Origin of the sequence: Sphingomonas aerophila, assembly GCF_014199305.1 — a bacterium.
Taxonomy (GTDB): domain Bacteria; phylum Pseudomonadota; class Alphaproteobacteria; order Sphingomonadales; family Sphingomonadaceae; genus Sphingomonas; species Sphingomonas aerophila.
The window spans coordinates 254226-278890 of sequence record NZ_JACIJK010000007.1 but is presented as its reverse complement, the minus strand read 5'-3'; the positions used below and the strand labels follow the sequence as shown (position 1 = coordinate 278890).

Here is a 24665-nt window from a genome sequence, read left to right as displayed (position 1 = left end):
CTTCAAGGCTGCAGCCAGGTAAGAGCGTCGAACTCACGCGCAAAATGGACCCGGGCGGCGCGCTCATAAACGCGCTGCCCGCCCGCGCCGTTGGTCAGCACGACCAGCGCCTGATTGTGTTCGGGGTCAAAGACGAACAGGTTGGCCACCCCGTCATTGGCGCCCCAATGCCATGCGAAGCGCCTGGCTCCAGCTTGCTCCACCGCCCAGCCCAGCCCCCAGCCAAGGTTGCCCTCCACCCGAACGGCCGGGGAACTCATGCCAGGGTAACGGCGCGCGAAGCGCAGGAAGCGCGCATAGTCGGTTGCCGTAGTCCACAGCCCCGCCGCCATGTTGGGCGTTGTGAAGATCGGCAGCTCGGGCCTGCCAAGCGCTCGCGCCGCCGCGGCCCGATCGGCATTGGTCCACGCCTCTACCGGCCGATGCGGCCCGGCATCCCGCGCTTTCTCGTAGCGAGGCGGCCCTGCATCGGGCAGCACCTCACCCCCCGCGTCATGGGCCCATGCGACCGCGACCCGCTGCCCCGCCGCCCAACCATAGCTGCTGCGAGTCATGCCCGCCGGCTCGATCACACGAGAGCGGACCACCTGCGCCGCCGTCTGCCCCGTCACCGCCTCCGCCAGCCGGCCAAGCAGTACATAACCCTCGCCCGAATAGCGGAAGGCCGTCCCGGGCTTAAACCGACATTGAAGCACACTGTCAGCGTCCGCGCGCCAGTTCGGCAACCCGCTCGAATGCGACAAGAGGTGCCGCGGCGTGATCTCTCGGACAACGGGATCGGTCGTGAAATCGACGCGGCGCGCCACCGGCTCGTCCAGCTTGATCAGTCCCTCGCCTACGAGCGCATGGATCGCGGCGGCAAGCACCGGCTTCGACAATGATGCCGCCTCGAACAGCGTTTCGGTCGTGACAGGCGCCCCACCGACTCGGGCCATGCCCTCGCCGCCCGCCGAAATCTCATCGCCGCGCAGCGTCGCCCAACTCGCGCCCGGCACCGACGCGAGCGCCAGCCATTCTCTCGAGACCATCGACCTTTTCACGCCAGCTGGCTCACCCGGCAGCGCGACCGCGACACCTCCGCCGATCGCGCCACCCAATACAGCCCTACGCGTCGGCATGATCCCCCAGCCCCACTGTTCTATCCCAGCAATACAGTCCGGTCAACGCTTGGCAAACTAAACAGCTCAAGGCGCCCGCACGCATTGGCGCTGTCCCGCCTGCCCGCTAAGGCTCCACCATGCTTTTCCCGCCCCCATCCTGCCGGCGACTGGTCGTAAAGGTCGGGTCGGCGCTCCTGGTCGACAACGATGGCAGTGTCCGACGGTCTTGGCTCGCTGGGCTGGCCGCAGACATCGCCGCGCGGGCGGTTGAGGGGCAGCAGATAGCGGTAGTGTCATCCGGCGCGATCGCGTTGGGCGCCCGGCGCCTCGGCTTGCCAAAGGGCGGGCGGGCCAGCCTGGAGGACGCTCAGGCCGCCGCCGCTGTGGGCCAGATCGCGTTGAGCCAGGTATGGGCGGAGCTGCTCGGCGCCTCTGGCCTGACCGCGGCGCAGATGCTGGTGACGCTTGGCGACCTTGAGGACCGCCGGCGCTACCTGAACGCGGCTGCGACCCTGGACCGGCTGCTGGCGCTCGGCACCGTGCCGGTCCTGAACGAGAACGACTCGGTCGCGACCGAGGAGATTCGCTTCGGCGACAATGACCGCCTCGCCGCCCGCGTCGCGCAGGCGGCTGGTGCCGGCGGCGTGGTGCTCCTGTCCGACGTCGACGGACTGTACGATCGCAATCCGGCGCAGCCCGGTGCCAACCATATTGGCCGTGTCGAGCGGATCGATTCTGTGATCGAGGCGATGGCCGATCGCGGGTCCTCGTCGGGCATGGGCTCGGGCGGCATGGTATCCAAGATCGCCGCGGCACGCATTGCCAACGCAGCCGGCGCCAGCCTGGCTATCGCGTCCGGCCGCGTCGACCACCCGCTCGCAGCCGACGCGAGACACACCTTGTTCGTGGCGGAGCGGGCGGCACCCGCGCGCAAGGCGTGGCTCGCCGGTGGGCTGACGGCGGCGGGTGCCATCCATGTCGACGCCGGCGCGGCAAGCGCGCTTCGTGCGGGCGCCAGCCTGCTCGCCGCCGGGGCAATCCGTGTCGAAGGGCGATTCGCGCGAGGGGACCTGGTGACGATCGAGGGGCCGGTCGGTACGATCGCCCGCGGCCTGGCGGAATACGACGCCGCCGACGCCGCCCGTCTGGTCGGCCGGCGCAGCGACGAGCAGGCCACCCTGCTGGGCTATGCGCCCCGCGCTGCCCTGGTCCACCGCAACCACATGGCTCTGCTATGATCCTCGCCATCACCGGTGCGACCGGCTTCGTCGGACGGCATACGGTCGAGCGCGCGCTGTCGGCAGGCCACCATGTCCGCGCCCTGACCCGCCGTCCTCAATCCGACCGCGACGGGGTGGAATGGATTGCCGGAGCGCTCGATGACACAGGCGCGCTCGCCCGGCTTGTCACGGGCGTTGACGCGGTCATCCATATTGCTGGCGTCGTGAACGCTCCCGATCGCGCCGGCTTCGTCGCTGGCAACATCGAGGGCACACGCGCAGTGGTGACCGCGGCAAGCGACGCGAACATCAGCCGCTTCGTCCACGTCTCCTCGCTCGCCGCGCGTGAGCCAGACCTGTCGCTTTATGGCTGGTCGAAGCGGGAAGCGGAGCGGGTCGTGGCCGACAGCCCCCTTCGCGCCACTATCGTCCGCCCGACCGGCGTCTATGGCCCGGGCGACACGGAGATGGTGGACATGTTCCGTCTCGCCCGCTTCGGCCTTGCGCTCACGCCGCCAAGGGGGCGCGTGTCCCTGGTCGCGGTGGAGGATTTGGCCGCCCTGCTCGTTACCCTGGCCGGCCAGGACCTGCCGCCGGGATCGTTGTTCGAGGTCGACGACGGCACCGCGCTCACCCACGCCGCGCTTGCCCGCGCGATCGGTCGCGCGATGGGCCGCCCCCGCCTGCTTCCCGTCCCGCTCCCTGCCGCAGCGGTCAGGCTGGGCGCGCGGCTGGACCGTTGGTGGCGTGGGCGCGGCGCGAAACTCACCCCGGATCGCGCCAACTACCTGCTGCATCCCGATTGGGTCGCCGATCCCGCCCGCCGTCCGCCACCGTTCCTCTGGAGCCCTAGGATCCCGACCGACGCCGGTCTCCTCGCGACCGCGCAGTGGTATCGTGAGCAGCGCTTGCTATAGCGCCCCAACGTCGCCGCAATCGCGGGCCACCACGGGACACATCATGACCGACCGTAGCCAGATCTTCGACACCGTTGCCGCCCAGATCAAACCCTTCAACAAAAAGGGCGTCCAGCTTTCGGATGCGACCACCTTCCAGGGCGACCTTGAATGGGACTCGCTCACCGTGATGGATTTCGTTGCGGCAATCGAGGACGAGTTCGACATCGTCATCACCATGAACATGCAGGCGGAGATCGAGACGGTCGGCCAGCTGATCGACGCGGTCGCCAAGCTAAGGGACGGCGCCGCATGACCGAAACCGGCCTTCAGCCCGAAAGCCTGGCGTTCGACCCGGCGCCCGTTGCGCCAGAGCGCGACCTGATGAGCAAGTTCGACCCGCTGATCGCAGAGCGGCAGCGGCTGCTCGACAGCGGCGTCACCGACCCGTTCGCGATCGTGATGGACGAGGTTCGATCGCCGACCGAGGCGGTGATCAAGGGTCGCGAGACGATCCTGCTCGGCACCTATAACTATATGGGGATGACGTTCGACCCGGACGTGATCGCGGCGGGCAAGGCGGCACTGGACGAGTTCGGCTCGGGCACCAACGGCTCGCGCATGCTGAACGGCACGTTTCGCGACCACATGGAAGTCGAACAAGCGCTGCGCGACTTCTACGGCGTATCGGGCGCGATCGTCTTCTCGACCGGCTACATGGCCAATCTCGGCATGATCTCCACGCTCGCCGGCAAGGGCGAGTATGTGATCCTCGATGCCGACAGCCACGCGTCCATCTATGACGGCTGCAAGCAGGGCAATGCGGATATCGTCCGCTTCCGCCACAACTCGGTCGAGGACCTCGATCGCCGGCTGGGCCGCCTGCCCAAGGAGGCGGGCAAGCTCGTCGTGCTGGAGGGCGTGTACTCGATGCTGGGTGACGTTGCCCCGCTCAAGGAAATGGTAGCCGTCGCCAAGAAGCACGCCGCCATGGTGCTGTCGGACGAAGCGCACTCGATGGGCTTCTATGGCCCCAACGGTCGCGGCGTGTACGAGGATCAGGGGCTTGAGAACGACGTCGACTTCGTGGTCGGCACCTTCTCGAAGTCGGTCGGCACTGTGGGCGGCTTCTGCATCTCGAACCACCCCAAGTTCGAAGCTATCCGCCTCGCCTGCCGGCCCTACATCTTCACCGCCAGCCTGCCGCCAAGTGTGGTCGCCACTGCCGCCGCCTCTATCCGCAAGCTGATGACGGCGGACCAGAAGCGGGCGCAGCTTTGGGCCAATGCCCGGCAGCTTCATGGCGGGCTGAAGGAACTCGGCTTCCGGCTCGGCACCGAGTCGCCCGACAGCGCCATCGTTGCAGTGATCCTGGAGGACCAGGAGCAGGCTGCGGCAATGTGGCAGGCTCTGCTCGACGGCGGACTGTATGTGAACATGGCCCGTCCGCCTGCGACTCCGGCCGGCACCTTCCTTCTGCGCTGCTCATTATGCGCCGAGCACAGCCCCGAACAGCTGACCCGCGTGACCGCGATGTTCGAGGCGGCCGGGCGTGCCGTGGGCGTTATCGGCTAGCTTTCCCGACACGTCGGGATCGGTTACAGCCTAGGCCGTGGAGCGTGACGTGAGCGAGCCAGCGCCGGGGGAAGGCGGGGTCGCCTGGCGAACGGTCACCCTGGTGGTGATGGCGGTGCTGGGGACGGCGACGCTTGTCGCGCTGATTGCGATCCTGTCCGGGGCCAATCGCCAGCGCGATCGCGCCCTCAACGCCCAGGCTCATAGTTTTGAGGTGATGATCCTCGCACGGTCGCTGTCGGCGACCGTGGCGCGATCCGAAGCGTCGCTCGGGCGCTATGTGGTGTCGGGCGATCGTAGGATGGGCCAGCTCTATTTCGACCAGTGGCGCCTGGCCGGAGCCCAGCTCGACCGGCTGGGGCGAACCACCAGCGACAGCGCCGAGCAGCGCGCCCGTGTGGATCGGCTGCGGGCGGCCTATGACGCGCGCGGGCTGGAACTGGCTGACACCGCCTTGTCGACCAACTACGGCAAGAACGAACAGGCCTATGCCCGCTTCTATCAGGCCGCGCAGACGCCCACGCTTGCCACCATCGACTCGACGCTGATGGACGTGCTTCGAAGCGAGCGCGAGTTGCTGGACAAGCGCACTACAGCCGCCGATGCGACGGTCGGCCGCTCCAGCCGAATCGCCAGCGTGCTTGCCGTGTTCGGCATCCTGATCGTGCTTGGCGCCATTGCGCTCGGCTGGGTGACGGTGACCGCGTTCGGCGAACGGGCGACTGCACGGGCGGACGCAGACGCGGCACAGGCGCGCGCGGACGAACTATCGGCCGCCGTAGCTCAGGCGACCGACGAGTTGCGCGCCCAGGAGGCAAAGCTGCGTCAGGTGCAGAAGATGGAAGCGGTGGGCCAACTGACCGGTGGCATTGCGCACGACTTCAACAACATGCTGGCGGTCGTGCTGGGCGGGTTGGAACTGGCCAAGGTCAATCTCGGCCGCAATCCGATTGAAGTGCGTCGCAACATCGACAGCGCGACGGAAGGGGCCAATCGCGCCGCCGCGCTCACGCGGCGTCTGCTCGCCTTCAGCCGCGAGGAATCGCTTAAGCCCGAACCGATCGGGGCGGGTGAACTGGTCGCCGGCATGGGCGACCTGCTCGACCGGACGCTCGGCGATGCGATCACGCTGGCGGTGGTCGACAATGCCGGTGACTGGCGGGTCCATGCCGATCGGGTGCAGCTTGAAAATGCCATCCTGAACCTGGCCGTGAATGCTCGCGACGCCATGGGCGGGCGTGGTCAGCTGACCATTTCGACCGGACGGCGTGCGCTTGCCGAGGAAGAGCTCAACCATTGCCGCGCCGGCGATTACGTCGCCTTGTCCGTGACAGATACCGGCCACGGCATGACGCCCGAGGTCGCCGACCGCGTCTTCGAACCTTTCTTCACGACAAAGGCAGCCGGCAAGGGAACGGGGTTGGGCCTCAGCCAGATATTTGGACTGGTGCGCCAGTTGGGCGGAGAGATCACCATCGACACGGCTCCCGGGCGTGGCACCACCGTGACCTTGCTCCTGCCGCGCGACGCCGCATCGCCTGCCGCGGCCCCGGTCACCGAAGCGGCCGCGGCCGCACCTCTGCTGCCCGAACGACTGCGTATCCTGGTGGTGGAGGACGACCCGCGCGTGCTCGCCGCTACGACCGGCGCGCTTGAGGAACTGGGGCATGACCCTGTCTCCTGCGACGACCCGCTCGCCGCGGCGGGATTGCTCGACCAGCATGGCGATATCGACCTGTTGATCAGCGACGTGTTGATGCCTCGGCAGACCGGGCCGGAAATGGTCACGGCGCTGCGCGAACGGCATGCACATGTGGCGGTGCTGTTCGTGACCGGCTTCGCAGGTGATGTGAACGCCGCTGACTTCGGCAACATGCCCGTGCTGCGAAAGCCTTTCACCCTCGCCGGGCTGGAGCGGGCGGTAGCCGGCGCCATGACCACCGATCGTCCCGCCCCGCCTCACCGTATCGCCGCCGAATGAACGCGCTCGCGTGTCCACGGCGGGGGTGACGCGCTCCGTCCGGCTGCTATAGCGACCCGCAGCTTTCGTCTCCAGAAGCTCCCGCCTGAGGCTCACCGCTCCGCCCATGAACTCGCTTGATCGCTACATGGCCCGGCTGATCGCGGTGCCGCTCTTCTCGACACTGGTGATCGCGGCGATGCTGCTGATCCTGGATCGCATGCTGCGCTTGTTCGACTTCGTCGCAACGGAGGGCGGGCCGGTCAGCGTGGTGTGGCGCATGCTTGCCAACCTGCTGCCCGAATATCTGGGACTTGGCATTCCGATCGGGCTGATGTTGGGCGTCCTGCTCGCCTTTCGACGCATTGCGACCTCGTCGGAACTCGACGTCATGCGCGCGGTGGGGATGAGCTACACGCGGCTGCTTCGCGTGCCCTACATGTATGCGATCGTGCTGGCGGCCCTGAACCTTGCCATCGTCGGCTATGTCCAGCCCCAGGCGCGCTTCCAGTATGAGCGGCTCCGCTTTGAGCTGCGCTCGGGGGCGCTCGGCGCGTCGATCAAGGTGGGCGAGTTCACGCATCTCGGCTCGCGCATGACCCTGCGCATCGAGAAAAGCCGGGAAAAGGGCCGCGACCTTCAGGGCATCTTCGTGCACGCGCAGACCCAGGGCGGCGACTGGATCGGCGTTAACGCGGAGCGTGGTCAGTTCTTCCGGACGGACGACCCCAATGTCATCATCTTCCGCCTGACCCACGGAACCCTGATCCACAACCGGCCCGAGTTCCGCGTTCCGCGCGTCCTCACCTTCTCGCAGCACGACCTGCCGATCGACCTTCCCAAGTTCGAAAGCTTCCGTCAGCGCGGCGGGCGCAATCTGGAATTCACCCTGCCCGAACTCGCCAAGCTGGGGCACCAGGGACAGACGGTGGAACAGCGCGCGGGCAGCCGGGCAGAATATCACTTCCGGCTGGCGGAGGTGGTGTCGATGTTCCTCCTGCCCTTGCTCGCCGTCGCGCTCGGCGTTCCGCCAAAGCGAAGCTCGTCGGCGCTTGGCGTGTTCCTGTCGATCGTGATCATTGTCACCTATCACAAGGTGAACCAGTACGCGGCCTCGGTCGGTGCGCTCGGCCGCATCGATCCGCTGATCGCGTTGTGGGTGCCGTTCCTGGCCTTCGCGGCGCTCACCTTCTGGATGTTCTACACCATCGCGTTCGTGCCCGGCGGCCAGCCGATCGGCGCTCTCGAACGTGTGTTTGGCAAGGCGGCGAAGCTGGTCACCCGCTGGCTGCCCGGCCGCCGCCGCTCGGACGCCTCTGCATGAACCCGCTGACTTTCTTTCCGTCGCGCACCGTGTCGCTCTACATGGGGCGACTGTTCCTGGCGCGGACATTCGGCATCCTCGCCGCTCTGGTGCTGGTGCTCCAGGCCCTCGACCTGTTGAGCGAATCCGGCAAGATCCTGGCCCATGCCGGGAATGGCGATGCCGAAATCTGGCGTTACGTGTCACTTCGCGCGCCGGAAATCATCGCGCGCTTTCTGCCGTTCTCGGTGCTGCTGGGCACGATCCTGACGCTGATCCAGATGAACCAGAACAGCGAGATCATCGCCTTGAAGGCGTCCGGCCTGTCCGCGCACCAGGTGCTCGCGCCGTTGCTGCTCGCCAGCCTGGGGGTCGCCCTGCTCTCCTTCGCCTTCAACGATCGCGTCGTCTCACGCGCCACGGCCACGCTGGATCAGTGGCAAACGGTCGACTACGGCCCCTTGCCGATCGACCGTGGTGACCGGACCAACGTCTGGGTTCGCGATGGCGACGACCTGATCGAGGTCGACCAGATCCGCGGCCGCGGCGCCACTGCGTTATTGGGCAACGTCACCGTCTATGATCGCACCGGCGGCACGCTCGTTTCCATCCTGCGCGCGCCCAAGGGTCGTCGGGAGGGCAATGGCTGGCGCGTCGATGGTGCGACCCGCTTCGATGTCGCGCGCGGCACGTTGACTCCAATCGGTTCCGTGGTGATCGCGCAGGGGGTCCGGCCCGATCAGTTCACCCTGTCGCGTGTCGACGCCGACGGCCTGTCCTTCCACGCGCTCAGCTCCGCGATCAGCGACCTGGCCGATGCGGGGCGCCCGACCATGGCGCTTGAAAGCTCGCTTTGGCACAAACTGTCCGGACCGCTGTCATCGGTGCTGATGCCCCTTCTCGGCGCGGTCGCGGCGTTCGGCATCGCGCGTTCGGGCAAGCTGTTCGTCCGTGCCGTGATCGGCATGGGGCTGGGCTTCGCCTATTTCGTCGCGGACAACTTCGCGTTGGCGATGGGCAACCTCGGCGCTTATCCGCCGTTTCTGGCCGCCTGGGCACCGTTCCTGCTGTTCTTCCTGATCGGCGAAACCGTGCTGATCCGGACGGAAGAGTAGGGCGGTCGGTCCCTTTTCCCTAGCCCTTACGCCCCATTGTCGAACGAACCAGCCGGCCAACCAGCCCCGGCAGCCCTGCATAGCTCGCCTTGTGATAGGGCGAGCTGCCATCCAGCGCCGCGGAAATCCGGCGATGCGCCTCACCCAGCGAGTGATAGGGCAATCCGGGCAGCAGGTGGTGCAGCGCATGGTAGCGCAGGCCCACGGGCGCCCACAAAGCCGGCAGCGTCGATGGCGGCGGCACGTTGACGGAGTCGAGATACTGGGCGGTGACGCTCATCGCCTCACCCTCGTGATTGTCCCACAGGTGGGCGACCAGCGTGCGCACCTGGTTCAGCACCGCCACGGCCGACATGATCGCAAAGCCGATCGCGAACGACCGCAACGGGATCACCCCGCCTGCGACCAACGCCACCAACGTCAGTGCCCAGGCGCTGGCGGACAGGTCGATGCGGTTGAACTGCTTCAATGCCTCGCCTTCCGGCACCCGGCGACGAAAGTCAGGGTTGATCGCCAACGCGGAAAAGCGCTCCACCACCGGCCGCCGAAGGGCCGGGATCACGAAGGACAGCGGCCCCAGGATCGCAAAGCGGATCAGCAAGCCCAGCGGCGCCAGCAGCGATACCAGGATGAACACCGGCAGCGTCCACGGCTTCATGGATGCCAGCGGCAGATACTCCGGATCCTCCGACGTGCCATAGCGCGTCTTGGCATGGTGCAGGTTGTGCACGCCTTCGTACATGAAGGACGGGGTCAGCATCGGTACGCCGACCAGCGCATTCCAGCCGAGACGGAACCGTGGCAGCGCGGCATGCTTCACATGGCTGATCTCGTGAATGAACAGCAGCGCCCGATACAGCGCCAGCACCGATACCACCGACGCGACAATCGTCAGCCACGTAGCATCAGCTGTCGCCGCAACGACCAGCGCGGCATAGCCGACCAACGCCGACACGCCCAGGTCCGCCCAATAGATTGCCGGGCGCGGCGTTGCGAGGTCGCGGGTCAACTCGGCGGCCGCACGCAGCATCGCCTTGTCATCGGCGATCTGGTGAAAGGGCACGCGAGCCGTCGCCGGCACGGCGGCTGCGGCGCGTCGGTCAAGGGCGAACGACTGGTTCATGGCGATTGGCATTGCCGTAATATAGTGGCGACAGCGTGGCATTGCGACGCGCCCCTTTTACGGAAAGGTCGCTCGCCATGATCGACGCGGCCGTTTAAACGTCGGCTCATGGCCGACCAACTCTCCATCCGCCCCATTCACAGCAAGCGCGACCGCCAGGCCTTCGTCGACCTGCCTTTCCGGTTGTACAAGGATGACCCTTACTGGGTGCCGCCGCTAAAGGGTGAAGCGCTGGGGCTGATCACGCCGGAAAAGAACGGCTGGTACAGCCACGCCAAGGCGCAGCTTTTTCTGGCGGAAGAACAGGGTCGCGTGGTGGGTCGCATCTCTGCCCATATCGACACGCTTGCGCTGACCATGCCCGCCGAACAGGGCTTTGGTCCCGGCACTGGCCAGTGGGGCCTGATGGAAGCAGAGCGGGAAGAGATCTTCACCCTGCTCCTCGCCCGCGCGGAGCAATGGCTGCGCGAACAGGGCATGGTCCGCGCGCTCGGCCCCATCTCACAGTCGATCTGGGAAGAGCCGGGGTTGCTGGTCCGTGGCTTTGACCACAGCCCGACCATCATGATGGGCCATGCCAAACCCGTCTATCAGGGCTGGATCGAGCGCGCCGGTTATTCGGCCGTGAAGCAGCTCATGACCTATGAGCTCGACATCACGCAGGAATTCCCGCCGATCGTCAAACGGATCATCAAGTCGGGTGAGAACAACCCGCGGATCCGCATCCGTGAGGTCAACAAGAAGAAGTTCGAGGAAGAGGCCGCCATCATCCTCGACATCCTCAACGACGCATGGGCCGACAATTGGGGCTTCGTTCCCCTCACCCCGCCCGAGATCAAGGACGTGGGCGTCAAGCTGAAGCCGATCGTGTTCAACGACCTGATCCGGATCGCCGAACTGGACGGCAAGCCGGTCGCCTTCATGATCACGCTTCCAGACCTGAACGAGGCGATCAAGCCGCTCAACGGCTCGCTGCTGCCGTTCGGCTGGGCAAAGCTGCTCCTCTGGCTGCGGGCGCCAAAGGTGCGCACGATGCGGGTGCCGCTGATGGGCGTGCGAAAGGAGCTTCAGTCCTCGCGTCTCGCGTCACAGCTCGCCTTCATGATGATCGAATATATCCGCCGCGCTTCGGTGGAGCGCTACGGCGCCAGCCGGGGTGAGATTGGCTGGATCCTGGAGGACAACCAGGGGATGCGCTCAATCGCCGAGACGATCGATAGCCAGGTCAACAAGGTCTACACCGTCTACGGCCGCGAATTCTGACCAGCCGCGGCGCCCACCCCGGGCGCCGCGACGGAAAGGGTCAGCGTGCTACCGGATCAAGCGGGTCGAAGCCCTGCTTCATCCACTCGTCGCGCGTACGGCAGATCTTCCGGTTGATACGCGTACCCGTAATGTCCCCTGCGACAATGCAGTAGCGACGCGATTGGGAAGCGCTGGCCGTGCGGTCCGCGAGCGAACCGTCATTCGTGGCCGGGCTCGCGGACGGAGCGGGCTTGGGCTCGCGAGGGTCAGCGCTTGCATTGGCCGACGCGAGCAGTCCGAATGCAGCAAGGGTCAGCAGGGTCTTCGACATCGCAACCTCCTATGGTCCGAAGTGGCTCAGCGCCGCTTCTGACCATAGTAGTGCATTAGCTGTGCCAAACACCTCCGCGCAGCAATCACAACGACTTAGCTCGATTGCCGCTTTATGCCGCCGCCAATCTCTGGCGCGGATCGCCAGAATGCGGTCAGAACAACACAGCGCCCCCCAGCGCAACGCGCACATCCGGCGACGTCCGATTCAGGCCGGCAACCGTCAACAGGTCGAGCTGCAATCCCTGACGCGGCTGCCACGCGATCGACCCGGCCGCCAATGCGCGCGTTTCGTACCGGTCTTCCGTCTCGACCCGCGCCAGCGACATTTCGCCCACCACGGTCACCTGCTTGGAGAGTTGGTAACCCAGGCCCACGATCCCGCTATATTCGGCATGATGACCGTCGCGAGTCTCGTCCGCAGCGTCGTCCACCTCGCCGGTGAAGTTGAGATTGAGTGAGTCCGACAGGTCATAGGAAACGGGGATGATCACGCCTAGCGCATAGTCGCCTGCCCCGATCGGGCTTCGCCCCGTTGGCAGCGTCACAAAGGGCTGGATGCCGATCGAAAGGCCCTTGCCGTCCGGATGAAGGAAGTTCTGCCGTACCCCGAGCGTCACGTCGCCAACGCCGTTCGTCGTCTCGATGCCGCCCGATTGCTTGTCACGATCGCGGACATGGCCAAAGCCGGTCCAGCCAATCTGTAGCTCGGTCGTGGGGCCGACACCGATCCGGGCCAGCATATCGGCCGCGATCACCTGGTCGTCACGGGCGTCGCTACGGTCATCGCGCTCCCAATCCACTGCGCCGATCTCCAGGTGAACATGCCCAGGATCGGTGATGCAGGCGGAGGAGCCCAGGCTGGGCCGTGTCGGGCAAAAGCGCAGATCCTGCGCTGCTGCGGGAACCGCGGTCAGCAACGCTGCCCCGGCCAACGCCCACCTTATCATGCCATAGCCCCTTCGCGATCGTTACGCTTTGCGCCTCTAACGCAATCGGGCCCAGGTGGGTGCATGATCGCTGGCCTTTTCCCGGCCGCGATAAGCCTTGTCGACGCCGGCATCGACCAGCCGGTCGGCAGCACTCGGTGACAGCAGCAGATGGTCGATACGGAACCCGGCGTCGCGCTGCCACGCGCCGGCCTGATAGTCCCAGAACGTCCAGACACCGCCAGCCGGCTGTCGCGTTCGCAGCGCATCGGTCCAGCCGTCGCCCAGCAGACGTCGATAGCCCGCCCGGCTCTCGGGCTGCATCAACGCATCCTCGGCCATGGCACGCACCGAGTAGGTGTCGTCATCGTTGGCAATCACGTTGTAGTCGCCCGCGAGCACCGCCGGCACTTCCTCGGCCAGCAACTCGCCCGCGCGCACGCGCAGCCGCTCCAGCCAACGCAGCTTGTAATCGAACTTGGGGCCGGGCCGCGGATTGCCGTTGGGCAGGTACAATGACGCAACCACGATCCTGCCGCCGTCCGGGGCAACGATGTCGCACTCCAAATAGCGGCTATGCTCGTCGTCGGGGTCGCCCATCAGGCCGCGCTGCCGCTCGACGGGCTGGCTTCCTCGGGCCAGGACGGCAACGCCGTTCCAGCTCTTCTGCCCATGCCAGACGGCGCCGTATCCGGCAGCTTCGATGTCCGCGATCGGGAACGCCTCGTCAGGCGCCTTCAGCTCCTGAAGGCAGACCACGTCGGCGTCCCCCTCGTTGAGGTACTCGATCAGGCGCGGCAGTCGCGCCTTGATCCCGTTGACGTTGTACGTGACGATCTTCACGTCAGATGGCGAAGCTGGAACCGCAGCCGCAGCCCGAAGCCGCATTGGGGTTCTCGACCCGGAATGCCGCGCCGCCGAGTGACTCGACATAGTCGACCTGGCATCCCCGCACGAGATCCAGGCTCACGCTGTCGACGACCAGGCGAACGCCGTCCGTCTCGACGACCGTATCGTCGGCCTCCGCAGCATCCGCAAAGCCGAACCGGTACTGGAACCCCGAACATCCGCCGCCATCAACCGCGAGGCGCAGGATGGCAGGCTTGCCCTGCTTGCCCGCAATGGCGGCAACACGCGCCGCGGCGGCAGGGCTAAGGGCGATATCGGAAGCGAGACTGGCCATGGGGTCCAGATAGGACGCGGGCGCCGCAACGGCAATCACCGCACCACCATCAACAACAGGCCGATCACTCCGACCGGCCAGTTATCGTGATCAGTCCTGCGGAGCCGGGCCGTCGGTCGACACCGGAATGGCGTGAACCGTCTGATCCTTGGCGGCGAGCAGATAGTCGGCCGTGGTCAGGAAAGGGATCGGGTTGACCGCATGGCCGTCGATCCGGACTTCGTAATGAAGGTGCGGGCCGGTGGAGCGACCGGTGGAACCCATCAGCGCGATCAGCTGGCCGCGGGTAACGCGCTGGCCATCAGCAACCAGGATCTTGGACAGGTGGCCGTACCGGGTCGCAATGCCCTTGCCGTGGTTGATCTCAACCATGTTGCCATAGCCGCCGCGGCGGTCGGCGTTGCTGATCATGCCATCGGCGGTTGCATAGATCGGCGTGCCGACCGGACCGGGAATATCGACGCCCGCGTGCATCGCGGCCGTGCCGCGGAACGGGTCGGAGCGGATGCCGAAGTTGCTGGTGAACTGAAGCTTGGATACCGGCTGGACCGACGGGATCGCGATCGCGCCGATGCTGCCCAGCCCCTGTCCGACCGTGTCGAGCTTCTTCCAGCTCAGGAACAGCGAGCGATACTGCTGGTCCGCGTTGAGGTTCGCCGTCGCTTCGCTGCTGGCTGCGGGAACCAGCGGGCCACCCACGGCAGCTGCCTTGTGCCCGTCGCCTTCGGCGGCCTGCGCGATACCCGTTCCCCCGAGCGCCAGCGCGGTCACAAAGGCCAGCGCGTTACGAATCTTGGTCATCGAACCTCGGCATGAGCGCACCGGATCCGTCGCCGGACCGGCACTGGTGCATTCCATGTGTCGACGCAGCCCCACCCGCGCTTGACGGTTAATGTGTGCCAGCGTGTCTCAGGATGACGCAATAGGCGCGTAGAAGTCTCGCGTCAGACCGGCAGACTCGCGCGCCGAGTCGTTGAACGGCGGCTTCAACCCACCCCGAAAATGCCGTGTCACAAGGGCTTGCCAGTGAGTCGCCGGCGTTTCGATCCGGTTTCGCGCACAGCCATGAAGGAACCAGCGGGTGCCGACCGACACGTGCCGGATCTCATCGGTGTAGATGCGGTTGAGAGTACGGGCGCTCGCCAGATCACCCGCCGCTTCGAAGCGGGCCACGGTTTCCGGCGTGACGTCCAGGCCCCTCGCCTCCAGCACCATGGGCACCACTGCCAGCCGGGCTAGGTCGTCGTCAGCGGTGCCAGTGGCTGCTTCCCACAACCCCGCATGGGCCGGCAACGCGCCATAGCGACTGCCCAGCACGCGCAGGCGCCGGTCGAGCAGTGCGAAATGCATCGCCTCGTCCGCGCCGACCGACAGCCAATCGTCGACAAAGCCGGTCGGGAACAGCGCGCCGAACCGCCCGGCCATGTCGAACGCGAGGTCGATCGCGACGAACTCGATATGGGCGAGCGCATGCAGCAGGGCGACCCGGCCCCGCTCGGACCCGCCCTTGCCCCGTTTGGGCATTCGGTTGGGCGGCAGCAGTTCAGGCTCGGCCGGCCGCGCGGGCGCATCGGGCACGGCCACGTCGAAGTCGTGCAACAGCAAACCCCGCCGCCAAGCCCGCGCGACTGCCCTGGCAGTCTTGACCTTGGTCAGGGGGTCGCCCGTCGTCAGGACGCGGCGGCATGCCTCTGCAACGCTGGTCATGTGCATCCTGGCGCCTTGCCAGGGCTCACAGCGCCCTCACCGCATCCAGCACCTGCTGCGCATGGCCCGGCACCTTCACCTTGCGCCACACCTTCGCCAATCGACCGTTCACGTCGAACAGGAAGGTCGCGCGCTCCATCCCCAGATAGGTGCGCCCGTACATCTGCTTTTCGCCCCAGACGCCGAAAGCGTCGCATACGCTGCCATCCTCGTCGGATCCGAGCGTCACCGTCAGCGCTTGCTTGGCGGCGAACTTGGCGTGGCTTGCCGGGCTGTCCTTGGACACGCCGATCACGCTCGCGCCAGCGGCGGCGAAGTCATCGCCCAGCACCGTGAAATCCTGCGCCTCGCGGGTGCAGCCGCTGGTGTCGTCCTTGGGGTAGAAATAGATCACTGCCGGCAGCGGCAGGTCGGACAGCGCGACCGTTGTTCCGTCGGCCAGCGTCACGCTGCCAGCCGGTAGTGCCGCGCCCGTTTCCATGCTCATCCCTTCGCCACCCGCGCCCAAACCGCCTCTACCTCCTGCCGGGTCGTCAGGAGGCGGGCAACCACCTCGTCCCAGTCCGCCGCCCGAACCGCCGACGCGATCAGCGCCCGCGTGGCGGTTGCGGGCTCGGCCGCATCGGGCGCTACCAGCCGCAGCGTGACCAGCAAGCGGGTCAGCAGGTCGTGCGCGTCGCGCATCGTCGGCGGCAACAGGTCCCTTTTGACCAGCGCGTCGATGGCGCGCCGAAGGTCCGGATCGAACCCTGCCCGGTGCGCCAACTGGACGACGTGAACCGCGAACTCCAGGTCCACCAGGCCGCCCGGCAACAGCTTCGCATCGAGCGGCCCGGTAGGCGGCTTGTGCGCCGCCATGTCGGCACGCATCGATCGTGCCTCAGCCGCAATGTCCCGCGACGGCCGGTCGCCGCCCAGGACCCGCGCGATGATGTCCTGCACCGCCTGACGCGCCGCCGCCGACCCGAACACCGGCCGCCCCCGGGTCAGCGCCATGTGCTCCCAGGTCCAGGCCTCCTCGCGCTGGTAGCGCTCGAACGAGTCGAGCGACACCGCCAGCGGCCCCGAACTGCCCGATGGCCTCAGCCGCGTGTCGACCGGGTAAAGCGGCCCGGCGGCGGTTGCCACGGACAACGCGGCGGTCACGCGCTGCCCCAGCCGGTTGAAGTACAGCGTCGCGCCCAGCGGCTTCGCACCGTCGGACTGGCCAGCAAAGTCGCCGGTGAACAGGTAAACCAGGTCGAGGTCGGACGCGTTGGTCAACGCGCCACCCCCGAACCGGCCCAGCGCCAGGATAACCAGCTCACTGTCCGGCACGCGCCCATGCGCGCGTTCGAACTCGGCCACCGCGGCAGCCGCCAGCACCTCGGTCGCCGCTTTCGCCAGTCGCGAATATCCTGCCGCAACGTCCAGCGGATCGCTGACGCCCGCTACCACCTGCGCCCCGAGCGCGAAGCGTATCTCGCCCACCACGCGGCGGACATGGTCCAATTGCGCGCCATAATCGTCGCCAGGATCCCCGACCCGCATGGCTGCGGCCAGGTCCGGCACCGTCCCGACCGGCCCTAATGCGTGCCCGTCGAGCAACCCGTCGAGAAGCTCGGGACGTGCCGCCAGCGCCTCCGCAAGCGGGGCCGCATGGCTCAGGATGGCCGCAGTCAGCTCCGTCAACGCAGGCCGCGCTTCCAACAGGCGCAGCACGTTGATCGCACTCGGCAGCCGCTCCAGCAGCCGGTCAAACCGCGTCAGCGCCGCGCGTGGGTCCGGCGCCGTCGCCAGCGCGGGCATCACCACGGGCAACACCGCCTCCAACGCCGCGCGTGCTGCCGGACTGCGCAGCGCCGGGTACGCCCCGTCCCGCCAGCGCGCGACCCGGTCACCCGCCCCCGCATCCGCTGCGAACCCATATTCGGCCAGCGCCGCGTCCAGGATCACCCGGTCCCGTGACAGCTCGGGCCGCCGGCTGTCGTCCAACCCGTCGTATATCGTCGCGATGCCGTTCGTTGCCGGCCGCAGCAGCTCGATCAGCGCGTCACCGTCGGCCAAGCCATGCAGTTGCGCCACCCCGTCCAGCGCTCCGTCCACCGGCAGCGCATGGGTCTGGCGATCGTCGACCATCTGCACGCGATGCTCGATCGTCCGCAGCAGCGAATAAGCGTCGGCCAGAACCCGTGCCTCGTCCGCACCGACCCATCCCGCCGACGCGAGCTTTGCCAGCGCCTCACGCGTCGCCGGCACGCGCAGCGCCGGATCGCGTCCGCCGTGGATCAACTGGTGGATCTGCGCAAAGAACTCCGCCTCCCGGATGCCGCCCCGCCCGCGCTTCAGGTCAAAGCCTGGCCCAAGCCGCTGCCCTTGGGCGTGATGATCACGAATCCGCGCCGAAATGTCCCGGATCTCGCGCATCGCGCCGAAATCGAGCCCGCGGCGCCACACAAAGGGCCGGATCGCGTCTAGGAACCGCTGCCCCAGATCGACATCTCCCGCGGCTGCCCGCGCGCGAATGAACGCGGCGCGCTCCCAGGGCAGCGCCTGGCTCTCATAATACGCTATCGCCGCATCCACTGGCAGCACGATCGGCGTCACTTCGGGAGAGGGACGCAACCTCAGGTCGACGCGGAGCACATAACCGTCGCCATCGCGCGCTTGGAGCAGCTCGACCACGCGCCTGCCGATCCGCACCGCCGCTTCCTCCGGCTCCTCGCGCGCACGTCGTGGCAGCGTTTGGGGGTCGAACAGCAGGATCGGATCGATGTCGGAGGAGTAGTTGAGCTCGCGGCTCCCCTGTTTCCCCAGTGCAATCGCCGCGAATCCAACCGGCTCGGCGTCCGGGTAACGCTCAGTGATCGCGGTGCGGATCGCGAGGTCCAGCGCACGGTCGGCAAAGTCGGTCAGCGCCGCAGTGACCGCCGTCAGGTCCAGTGCCCCGGCCAGGTCGCCGACCGCAACAGACAGCGCCAGCCGTCGACGCTCGATCCTCAGCCTCCGTGCGACCGGTTGGTCCGATGCAGGAGGCGGGGCAACCTGCGCCTCGCCGTTCGCCAGGGCAGCGGCCAGGTCGGGCTCGCGGGAGAGCAGCATGCGAAGAAAAGGCGCATGCGCCTCAGCCCGCGCAACCGCACCACGCCAGTCGGGCGGTGGTCCGGTCACCGGTGAAACCACTGGTTGCAATAAAGGCGAAACACTATTCCGATCCGGCCGTTGATCCCGCCATGTCGGTCATCACGCATCACGCCTGCCCACAAACCACGGTGGTGGTCGAGGCGCCACGCGGCACCGATGCGATCGGACTTGCGCTTCGCGGGGTATATCGTCGCGACCGGTCGCTACCGCCCGATATTCGGCTAACGCTTGACCGGCTGGACGGCGTGGCCATCGCCGATGTCAGCGACCGCGGCTGAGCGCGTCGACATCCCCCATGATGGAGTCGAGTGCGGTGACGTCGGGATCGGCATCGTGCTCACGGCGCGACGGCAGCTTGCCTTCGGTCAGGATCGACTCCAGCGCCACCCGGCCGCGTGCGACCCGGCTCTTGATGGTGCCAACCGCCACCTGACAGATTTCGGCCGCTTCCTCATAGGCGAAGCCGCCCGCGCCAACCAGGATCAGCGCTTCACGCTGGGGCTGGGGCAGATGCATCAACGCGCGCTGCATGTCGCCAAGCTCGACATGGCGGTCCTGGCTGGCAGGCGCGGCAAGGATGCGATCCGCGACCAGATCGTCCCACTCGCCCTTGAACCGGGCGCGCCGCATCTGGCTGAGGTACAGGTTGCGCAGGATGATAAAGGTCCAGGCCCGCATGTTCGTGCCCGCCTGGAACCGCTTGCGCGCCGCCCAGGCCTTTAACAGCGTTTCCTGAACAAGATCGTCGGCCAGGTCGCGGCTTCCCGACAGCGAACGGCCAAAGGCGCGCAGGTGCGGGATCACTTGCGCTAGTTGCGCCTTGAACTCGGGATCGGACAGCGAGACGTGTTCGACGGGTGCGACGACCTCGTCATCGTCGTCGCGCGTGGCTGGCTGGCTCATGAAGCTCCGATCGGCTTGCCGCGCAGAACCGTGCGCTCGGGCAAGAACATAAGGTCGGCCGCCGGCGATTGCCAGCGGCCGAAAGGACGGCCGGGGTCAGCGAAGGATGATATACGCGAAAATCGCGATCACCAGCACCAACGAGATCGGCAGGATATAGCGGGTCATGTGCGGGGTCGCGCCCGCACGCGCCTGGTCGGTGTTCAGCTCTACGCGTTCGTTCGGATCAGCCATGAGCCGATAAACCTCCCAGATCCGTTTTGGGTCCGTAACTGTTACGCGGCTTCGGGTACCGTGCTTTCATCGAAGAACAGCGCCTGGCTGATCGCCGCCTTCACGGTGGACCGCTGGAACGGCTTGGTGATCAGGAACGTCGGCTCCGGCCGCTCGCCCGTCAGCAACCGCTCGGGAAAGGCGGTGATGAAGATCACGGGAACCTCGAACTCGGCCAGGATGTCCTTCACCGCGTCGATGCCGGACGAATCGTCCGCCAGCTGGATGTCGGCCAGCACCAGGCCGGGGCGATCCTCCATGGCCAGCGCCACGGCTTCGTCGCGGGTCACGGCAACGCCGGTCACTTCATGGCCCAGATCGCGAACGATAGTTTCGATGTCCATCGCGATGATGGGCTCGTCCTCGATGATCAGGACGCGCGCATGAGTCTGCTTCTCGATCTCCGACAGCGCTTCGGCGATCAGTCGCTCGACCTCGCTGGTTTCGACCTCGATCAGATAAGCCGCGTCCTCGGGCGTGAACCCTTCCATCGCGGTCAGCAGCAGCGCCTGCCGCGACAAGGGTGTCATGCGCGCAAGCCGGGCCTGCGCCACCGCCTCCTGGCCCTCGGCGCCACCGGCTGATGGCTCGTCGGCGACGTCGTAGTTCGCGGAATTCCAGATGCCCTGGAACATGCGATACAGGCCAAGGCGTGGATCGACGTCCCGCGGGAACTCTCCGGGCGCGGCCACGATCGCTTCCAGCGTTGCGCGGACATAACGGTCGCCCTGGGTCTGGCTGCCGGTCAGAGCCCGGCCGTAGCGCCGCAGGAATGGAAGGTGCGGCGCGAGTTGCTGTCCAAGCGACATGGGCGTGGGTATCTCCTGATGAGCGGCGACCCCTTTGGGCCAGGGGCGGACGCCGGGCAATGCCATGATGACGAAAGACCGTGCCCGATCCCCCGGGGGCGTACGCGGTTTTTTCGACTGGGCGGGGAACCATCGAGCAGCGCTTTGGTTTCATCGCCCAGTAACTTGCGCGCTGCGGGCCGGTTTTGGCCCGGCAGCGTTTGTGCCTGTCGAAGCCCATAGTGGCCGTCCAAGGGGGAAGTCGTTGAGTTCGGGCCGGGAAACGCAGAAGAAAGCGCACGCCGCGCCCCCCGTCGTTTCCGTCGACTCGCCAGTGGTGGATGCTACGACCCAGTCGGGGACCGGCGCATCGAACGATCAACTTTCGCCGCGGGACCAGTTTTCACGCACGAAATCGCTGCCTGGGCGTGACCGCGACATGGGTTCAGCCCTGCGTTCGGTGTACCAGGAAACAGTGAGCGAGGCAGTGCCGGACGATCTGCTCGACCTGCTCGGCAAGCTTAACTAACGGGAGGCCACATGGCCTCAGCTTCCGCTATTCCTGAACCGGTCGACACCGAAGAAGTGGGCGACACCCCGCGCCAGGCGCGCTCGTTGTTCACCCGGATGCCGACCGGGGCCAAGCTGTTCCTGATCCTCAGCGCGGCACTGCTTCCGCTCGCCCTTATCGCGATGATCGCGACCCTTCAGACAACCCGATTGGCCGACGCGGAGGCGCGGGCGCGTCTGCGCGTTGCGGCTGACGAAAGCGCCCGCGCGATCGCCATCGAACTGATCGGCGACATGACGGCGCTGCGCACGGCAGCGGCCGCACTCGGTTCCGATGCAGCCGATGCGCCCAGCTGCGCGCGCGTGCAGGGCGTTTTCGCGCAACAGGCTTCGATGGGAACCCGCTTCGCGATCATCGGCCGAAACGGTCAATTGTTGTGCGGTCAGCCGATTGCGGCACCAGCGACGCTTCCGCCTGTCCGATCGGGCGAAGTGGTCGCCACCGTTCTGCCCGGCCGCGGTCTGGTGATGGCCACCGCCGCGCCCGGCACGGGGCTCGTCGCACGGGCGCTGTTCCCCTCGGATTTCCTGGAACGGCTGGGAACACCCAGCGGTCGTGCTGGCCTGTTTCGAACCGCACTGGTCCATGATGATCAAGTGCTGGACCTGTCACCCGAAGAAGACTTCAGCACCTTCGCACGAACGGAAACCACCTCGCCCGAACTCGGCATTGCCGACCTGACCTTGCGCACCAGCGTGCGCAGCGCGCCGATTTCGTCGTCCTTCATCGTAGCGATGCTGCTGCCACTCCTGATGTGGGCGGCAGCGGCCGGGATCGGCTGGTTCGTCGTCGACCGGTTGCTGATCCGTCCCTTGCGGCAGTTGCGCTCCGCCGTTGCCGCCTTTTCACCGGGCGAGGTCATGGACCCCGGCATGGCCCGCGATGCCCCGGCGCAGGAGATCCGGGAGCTTGGCGACACCTTCCGATCCATCAGTCGCACGGTTGCCGCTCACGAGGCAGGCCTGGCGGAGGGGTTGGTGCGCCAGACCAAGCTGACGCGAGAGGTCCACCATCGCGTCAAGAACAACCTTCAGGTCATCGCCAGCCTGATCAACTTTCACGCCCGCGGCGCGCCGAGCGCGGACGCCGCCGCCGCTTATGCCTCGATCCAGCGGCGGGTGGATGCCCTGGCCGTGGTTCACCGCAACCACTTCGCCGAAATGGAGGAAAATCGCGGCCTGAACCTACGAGCCGCCATTGGCGAACTGACCAGCAGCATCCGCGCGAGTGCTCCGTCGGGCAGTTCCGGGCTCGGCATAAGCCTCGATGTAGCGCCCTTGTTCGTGACCCAGGACGTCGCGGTCGCAGTCGCCTTCCTGCTGACGGAGACGATTGAGCTCGCCATGACCGTGGACCCTGCTGCGCAGATCCGCATCGCGCTGAGCCAGGCGGAGGACGACCCCGCGCGTGGCATCCTGCGCGTGATCTCGCGGGCTTATGTTGAAAGCGACCGGCTGCACGAAAGCGCAGCGCTTCGCTACGGTCGCGTGCTGGAAGGGCTGGCCCGCCAGCTCCGCTCCCGCTTGCACCACGATCCCCTTAGCGGCGCGTATGAAATCGCGATCAGCATCGTCGGGCGCGACTGAAACAACCGCTAAAAATCAACAGGTGAATGAAAAATGTCTGGGGGCTTGGAACCACGCGTCACGCGCACCGTTCTTGTCTTCGGATAGCGACCTTATGCCCCCCCGCTCTCGCTATCCTTGACATAGGCCCGGAAGCGCCCACCCCTCCCCCCCCCCCGGTGGCGCTTCCGGGCCTTAGTTTTCCCCCAACATCCTTGGCCCTTATCCGGAACCTCCGACGCGTGCCGATCATTTCGCTATCGGCATTTCCGCCTTTCGGAGGATTAGATGAACAAGGCTCTGAAGCTCGCGCTGGTCGCGGGCGTGCTGCTGGTTTCGGCATGCAACACCGTTGAGGGCGTTGGCAAGGACGTGAGCTCAGCCGGCAGCACGGTGGCTAAGACGGCCGACAACGCCAAGTAAGGCGCACCTGCACTCAGACCGACGAACGGCTCCTCGCGACCGCGGGGAGCCGTTTTGCTATTACATGCGCTTCGAATGCATGGCCGGCTGTTTCAGCGCCCCGGTCGAGCGAACCGATACAACCGCAAAGGCGCCTGCCCGAACTTCACCAGCCGCGGCATCAGGTCACTCGACGACCGTCGGTACGCTCGCTTCCTTGGCGCGGCGGCGCTCGGTGAACCAGATGCCGATGATCGCCAGCTCGTAGAGGATGATCAGCGGGACCGCGAGCAACACCTGGCTCATCAAGTCGGGAGGGGTCAGCACAGCCGCAATCGCCGTCGCACCCACGATCGCGTAACGACGCGCGCCGATCAGGCCTTTGCGGGTCACGATTCCGGCACGCTCCAGCAGCATCAACAGCACCGGCAACAGGAACGCGGTGCCGAAGCCGAACAGGAACTGCATCACGAACGACAGGTAATTGCCGATCGCCGGCAACGCCTCGCGCTTGACGCCCCCTACGTCGCCCTGGAAGCCGAGCAGATAGTGCAGCGCCATCGGCACCGCGACGAAGTAAGCGAGCGCCGCGCCCATCAGAAACAGCACAGGAGTCGCGAACAGGAACGGCAACAGCGCCCGCTTTTCCTTGCGGTACAGGCCCGGCGCGACGAACTGCCACAGCTGGTTTGCGATCACCGGAAAGCTGATCATCATCGCCGAGAAAAAGGCGACTTTCACCTGCACGAAGAACGCTTCGAATATCTGCGTGTAGATTACTGTGCTCTGCCCCGCCGCCTTCAACGGCTGCAGCAGGAAGGCGAAGATCGGCTCGGAAAAGTACAGGGCCACGCCGAACGACAGCGCGACGGCAGCAATGCAGTACAGCAAGCGGCGGCGCAGCTCGATCAGGTGGTCGAGCAATGGTGCCCGGCTGTCCTCCAGCTCGTCATTCACCGCCGCGCCATGGACGTCCGTCACGAAGTCACTCCATCCCCGCGGTGAGGCGGCGTACCCTCGGGCGCGGGCGAAACATGCGGCTGCTCCACCATCACCGGCTCCTGGGTGTCATCGATCGCAGCGACCCCGGCGACCGGTTCAGGAGCAGGATTGGCGTGCTCGCGCATGATCCGCTCATTCTCCTCCGCCCACTTCTTCTCCATCTCCGCCAATTCGGCCTCGCGGACCATGGTGTCAAAACCCTGGCGGAACTGGCGGGCAACACCGCGCGCGCGCCCGACCCAATAGCCGACGATGCGCATCGCCTTGGGCAGATCCTTGGGGCCAATGACCACCAATGCCACAAAAGCGACGAGCATCAGCTCGGACGGATCGACGTTGAACATCAGCGCCC

27 protein-coding genes are annotated in these 24665 nt (G+C 66.5%); 12 read left to right on the top strand and 15 right to left on the bottom strand.

The window, feature by feature from the left end; all coding sequences use genetic code 11:
• Positions 1-2: 2 nt before the first annotated feature.
• Positions 3-1118, bottom strand: a complete 1116-nt coding sequence (locus FHS94_RS12935; RefSeq protein ID WP_184058463.1) for a serine hydrolase domain-containing protein — start codon at positions 1116-1118, stop codon at positions 3-5.
• Between the two features lie 119 nt (positions 1119-1237).
• Here FHS94_RS12935 and proB point away from each other — a divergent pair, with 119 nt between their 5' ends.
• The 7 genes from proB (at position 1238) to lptG (ending at position 9169) form a co-directional block, all read left to right on the top strand.
• Positions 1238-2338 (top strand): glutamate 5-kinase, encoded by a 1101-nt coding sequence (proB, locus tag FHS94_RS12930; RefSeq protein ID WP_184058461.1) that lies wholly within the window; start codon positions 1238-1240, stop codon positions 2336-2338.
• Positions 2335-3237: an NAD-dependent epimerase/dehydratase family protein gene (locus tag FHS94_RS12925; protein ID WP_184058459.1), complete on the top strand. Its 903-nt coding sequence runs from the start codon at positions 2335-2337 to the stop codon at positions 3235-3237. Before proB ends, FHS94_RS12925 begins: the two co-directional genes overlap by 4 nt.
• A 43-nt stretch (positions 3238-3280) precedes the next feature.
• Entirely contained in the window at positions 3281-3532 is a 252-nt protein-coding gene (locus FHS94_RS12920; RefSeq protein WP_184058457.1) for an acyl carrier protein, read from the top strand.
• Positions 3529-4791: a serine palmitoyltransferase gene (spt, locus tag FHS94_RS12915; protein WP_184058455.1), complete on the top strand. Its 1263-nt coding sequence runs from the start codon at positions 3529-3531 to the stop codon at positions 4789-4791. The genes FHS94_RS12920 and spt overlap by 4 nt, the downstream gene beginning before the upstream one ends.
• A gap of 109 nt (positions 4792-4900) precedes the next feature.
• Entirely contained in the window at positions 4901-6772 is a 1872-nt protein-coding gene (locus FHS94_RS12910; RefSeq protein WP_184058548.1) for an ATP-binding protein, read from the top strand.
• A gap of 106 nt (positions 6773-6878) precedes the next feature.
• Positions 6879-8075, top strand: coding sequence for an LPS export ABC transporter permease LptF (gene lptF, locus FHS94_RS12905; RefSeq protein WP_184058453.1), 1197 nt, complete (start codon positions 6879-6881; stop codon positions 8073-8075).
• A complete protein-coding gene (lptG, locus tag FHS94_RS12900) occupies positions 8072-9169 on the top strand; it encodes an LPS export ABC transporter permease LptG (protein WP_184058451.1) in 1098 nt (365 codons plus the stop codon). The genes lptF and lptG overlap by 4 nt, the downstream gene beginning before the upstream one ends.
• A gap of 19 nt (positions 9170-9188) precedes the next feature.
• Here the strand turns inward: lptG and FHS94_RS12895 are convergent, their stop codons facing one another.
• Entirely contained in the window at positions 9189-10292 is a 1104-nt protein-coding gene (locus FHS94_RS12895) for a fatty acid desaturase family protein (protein ID WP_184058547.1), read from the bottom strand.
• Between the two features lie 108 nt (positions 10293-10400).
• On the opposite strand from FHS94_RS12895, the gene FHS94_RS12890 reads away from it, so the two are divergent.
• Complete coding sequence (locus FHS94_RS12890; protein WP_184058449.1) at positions 10401-11555, top strand: N-acetyltransferase; 1155 nt, start codon at positions 10401-10403, stop codon at positions 11553-11555.
• Positions 11556-11595: 40 nt separating this feature from the next.
• Here the strand turns inward: FHS94_RS12890 and FHS94_RS12885 are convergent, their stop codons facing one another.
• From FHS94_RS12885 to FHS94_RS12850, 8 genes are all read right to left on the bottom strand, one after another.
• Positions 11596-11868 (bottom strand): hypothetical protein, encoded by a 273-nt coding sequence (locus tag FHS94_RS12885; protein WP_184058447.1) that lies wholly within the window; start codon positions 11866-11868, stop codon positions 11596-11598.
• A gap of 154 nt (positions 11869-12022) precedes the next feature.
• Entirely contained in the window at positions 12023-12817 is a 795-nt protein-coding gene (locus tag FHS94_RS12880) for a transporter (RefSeq protein WP_184058445.1), read from the bottom strand.
• 36 nt (positions 12818-12853) lie between these two features.
• Entirely contained in the window at positions 12854-13639 is a 786-nt protein-coding gene (gene xth, locus FHS94_RS12875; protein ID WP_184058443.1) for an exodeoxyribonuclease III, read from the bottom strand.
• A 1-nt stretch (position 13640) separates the two neighbouring features.
• Positions 13641-13979 carry an iron-sulfur cluster insertion protein ErpA gene (erpA, locus tag FHS94_RS12870; RefSeq protein ID WP_184058545.1) on the bottom strand — a complete coding sequence of 113 codons (339 nt, stop codon included), beginning with the start codon at positions 13977-13979 and terminating at the stop codon, positions 13641-13643.
• 90 nt (positions 13980-14069) lie between these two features.
• Positions 14070-14780 (bottom strand): M23 family metallopeptidase, encoded by a 711-nt coding sequence (locus FHS94_RS12865; protein ID WP_184058441.1) that lies wholly within the window; start codon positions 14778-14780, stop codon positions 14070-14072.
• 108 nt (positions 14781-14888) lie between these two features.
• Positions 14889-15686, bottom strand: coding sequence for a ferritin-like domain-containing protein (locus FHS94_RS12860; RefSeq protein ID WP_184058439.1), 798 nt, complete (start codon positions 15684-15686; stop codon positions 14889-14891).
• Between the two features lie 25 nt (positions 15687-15711).
• Complete coding sequence (locus FHS94_RS12855) at positions 15712-16167, bottom strand: peroxiredoxin (protein ID WP_184058541.1); 456 nt, start codon at positions 16165-16167, stop codon at positions 15712-15714.
• Positions 16168-16169: 2 nt separating this feature from the next.
• A complete protein-coding gene (locus FHS94_RS12850; RefSeq protein ID WP_184058543.1) occupies positions 16170-18767 on the bottom strand; it encodes a [protein-PII] uridylyltransferase family protein in 2598 nt (865 codons plus the stop codon).
• A gap of 131 nt (positions 18768-18898) precedes the next feature.
• Between FHS94_RS12850 and FHS94_RS12845 the strand changes: the two genes are divergently transcribed.
• Positions 18899-19087, top strand: a complete 189-nt coding sequence (locus FHS94_RS12845) for a hypothetical protein (RefSeq protein WP_184058437.1) — start codon at positions 18899-18901, stop codon at positions 19085-19087.
• Here the strand turns inward: FHS94_RS12845 and FHS94_RS12840 are convergent.
• The 3 genes from FHS94_RS12840 to FHS94_RS12830 form a co-directional block, all read right to left on the bottom strand.
• A complete protein-coding gene (locus FHS94_RS12840) occupies positions 19071-19712 on the bottom strand; it encodes a sigma-70 family RNA polymerase sigma factor (protein ID WP_184058435.1) in 642 nt (213 codons plus the stop codon). The genes FHS94_RS12845 and FHS94_RS12840 overlap by 17 nt on opposite strands.
• A 96-nt stretch (positions 19713-19808) precedes the next feature.
• Positions 19809-19946, bottom strand: coding sequence for a hypothetical protein (locus FHS94_RS12835; RefSeq protein ID WP_184058433.1), 138 nt, complete (start codon positions 19944-19946; stop codon positions 19809-19811).
• A gap of 41 nt (positions 19947-19987) precedes the next feature.
• A complete protein-coding gene (locus FHS94_RS12830) occupies positions 19988-20794 on the bottom strand; it encodes a response regulator (protein ID WP_184058431.1) in 807 nt (268 codons plus the stop codon).
• A gap of 418 nt (positions 20795-21212) precedes the next feature.
• Here FHS94_RS12830 and FHS94_RS12825 point away from each other — a divergent pair, with 418 nt between their 5' ends.
• From FHS94_RS12825 to FHS94_RS12815, 3 genes are all read left to right on the top strand, one after another.
• Positions 21213-21302, top strand: coding sequence for a NepR family anti-sigma factor (locus FHS94_RS12825; protein WP_184058429.1), 90 nt, complete (start codon positions 21213-21215; stop codon positions 21300-21302).
• A gap of 11 nt (positions 21303-21313) precedes the next feature.
• On the top strand, positions 21314-22930 hold the full coding sequence (locus tag FHS94_RS12820) for a sensor histidine kinase (protein WP_343055279.1): 1617 nt from the start codon (positions 21314-21316) through the stop codon (positions 22928-22930).
• Positions 22931-23197: 267 nt separating this feature from the next.
• A complete protein-coding gene (locus tag FHS94_RS12815) occupies positions 23198-23332 on the top strand; it encodes an entericidin A/B family lipoprotein (protein ID WP_184058426.1) in 135 nt (44 codons plus the stop codon).
• A gap of 165 nt (positions 23333-23497) precedes the next feature.
• Here the strand turns inward: FHS94_RS12815 and tatC are convergent, their stop codons facing one another.
• Together tatC and tatB are read right to left on the bottom strand one after the other, a co-directional pair.
• Entirely contained in the window at positions 23498-24292 is a 795-nt protein-coding gene (gene tatC / locus FHS94_RS12810) for a twin-arginine translocase subunit TatC (RefSeq protein WP_425506184.1), read from the bottom strand.
• Entirely contained in the window at positions 24289-24657 is a 369-nt protein-coding gene (tatB, locus tag FHS94_RS12805; protein WP_184058424.1) for a Sec-independent protein translocase protein TatB, read from the bottom strand. The genes tatC and tatB overlap by 4 nt, the downstream gene beginning before the upstream one ends.
• Positions 24658-24665: the final 8 nt, after the last annotated feature.

Bases quoted from the DNA above. Each gene is read 5' to 3' on its own strand.
- erpA (WP_184058545.1), bottom strand. From the start codon at position 13,979: ATGGCCAGTCTCGCTTCCGATATCGCCCTTAGCCCTGCCGCCGCGGCG.
- FHS94_RS12820 (WP_343055279.1), top strand. From the start codon at position 21,314: ATGGCCTCAGCTTCCGCTATTCCTGAACCGGTCGACACCGAAGAAGTG.
- FHS94_RS12865 (WP_184058441.1), bottom strand. From the start codon at position 14,780: ATGACCAAGATTCGTAACGCGCTGGCCTTTGTGACCGCGCTGGCGCTC.
- FHS94_RS12845 (WP_184058437.1), top strand. From the start codon at position 18,899: ATGTCGGTCATCACGCATCACGCCTGCCCACAAACCACGGTGGTGGTC.
- tatB (WP_184058424.1), bottom strand. From the start codon at position 24,657: ATGTTCAACGTCGATCCGTCCGAGCTGATGCTCGTCGCTTTTGTGGCA.
- lptG (WP_184058451.1), top strand. From the start codon at position 8,072: ATGAACCCGCTGACTTTCTTTCCGTCGCGCACCGTGTCGCTCTACATG.
- proB (WP_184058461.1), top strand. From the start codon at position 1,238: ATGCTTTTCCCGCCCCCATCCTGCCGGCGACTGGTCGTAAAGGTCGGG.
- FHS94_RS12825 (WP_184058429.1), top strand. From the start codon at position 21,213: ATGGGTTCAGCCCTGCGTTCGGTGTACCAGGAAACAGTGAGCGAGGCA.
- FHS94_RS12895 (WP_184058547.1), bottom strand. From the start codon at position 10,292: ATGAACCAGTCGTTCGCCCTTGACCGACGCGCCGCAGCCGCCGTGCCG.
- spt (WP_184058455.1), top strand. From the start codon at position 3,529: ATGACCGAAACCGGCCTTCAGCCCGAAAGCCTGGCGTTCGACCCGGCG.
- lptF (WP_184058453.1), top strand. From the start codon at position 6,879: ATGAACTCGCTTGATCGCTACATGGCCCGGCTGATCGCGGTGCCGCTC.
- FHS94_RS12850 (WP_184058543.1), bottom strand. From the start codon at position 18,767: ATGCTGCTCTCCCGCGAGCCCGACCTGGCCGCTGCCCTGGCGAACGGC.
- FHS94_RS12925 (WP_184058459.1), top strand. From the start codon at position 2,335: ATGATCCTCGCCATCACCGGTGCGACCGGCTTCGTCGGACGGCATACG.
- FHS94_RS12920 (WP_184058457.1), top strand. From the start codon at position 3,281: ATGACCGACCGTAGCCAGATCTTCGACACCGTTGCCGCCCAGATCAAA.
- FHS94_RS12880 (WP_184058445.1), bottom strand. From the start codon at position 12,817: ATGATAAGGTGGGCGTTGGCCGGGGCAGCGTTGCTGACCGCGGTTCCC.
- FHS94_RS12830 (WP_184058431.1), bottom strand. From the start codon at position 20,794: ATGTCGCTTGGACAGCAACTCGCGCCGCACCTTCCATTCCTGCGGCGC.
- FHS94_RS12835 (WP_184058433.1), bottom strand. From the start codon at position 19,946: ATGGCTGATCCGAACGAACGCGTAGAGCTGAACACCGACCAGGCGCGT.
- FHS94_RS12910 (WP_184058548.1), top strand. From the start codon at position 4,901: ATGGCGGTGCTGGGGACGGCGACGCTTGTCGCGCTGATTGCGATCCTG.
- FHS94_RS12890 (WP_184058449.1), top strand. From the start codon at position 10,401: ATGGCCGACCAACTCTCCATCCGCCCCATTCACAGCAAGCGCGACCGC.
- FHS94_RS12840 (WP_184058435.1), bottom strand. From the start codon at position 19,712: ATGAGCCAGCCAGCCACGCGCGACGACGATGACGAGGTCGTCGCACCC.
- FHS94_RS12885 (WP_184058447.1), bottom strand. From the start codon at position 11,868: ATGTCGAAGACCCTGCTGACCCTTGCTGCATTCGGACTGCTCGCGTCG.
- FHS94_RS12815 (WP_184058426.1), top strand. From the start codon at position 23,198: ATGAACAAGGCTCTGAAGCTCGCGCTGGTCGCGGGCGTGCTGCTGGTT.
- FHS94_RS12860 (WP_184058439.1), bottom strand. From the start codon at position 15,686: ATGACCAGCGTTGCAGAGGCATGCCGCCGCGTCCTGACGACGGGCGAC.
- FHS94_RS12855 (WP_184058541.1), bottom strand. From the start codon at position 16,167: ATGGAAACGGGCGCGGCACTACCGGCTGGCAGCGTGACGCTGGCCGAC.
- FHS94_RS12935 (WP_184058463.1), bottom strand. From the start codon at position 1,118: ATGCCGACGCGTAGGGCTGTATTGGGTGGCGCGATCGGCGGAGGTGTC.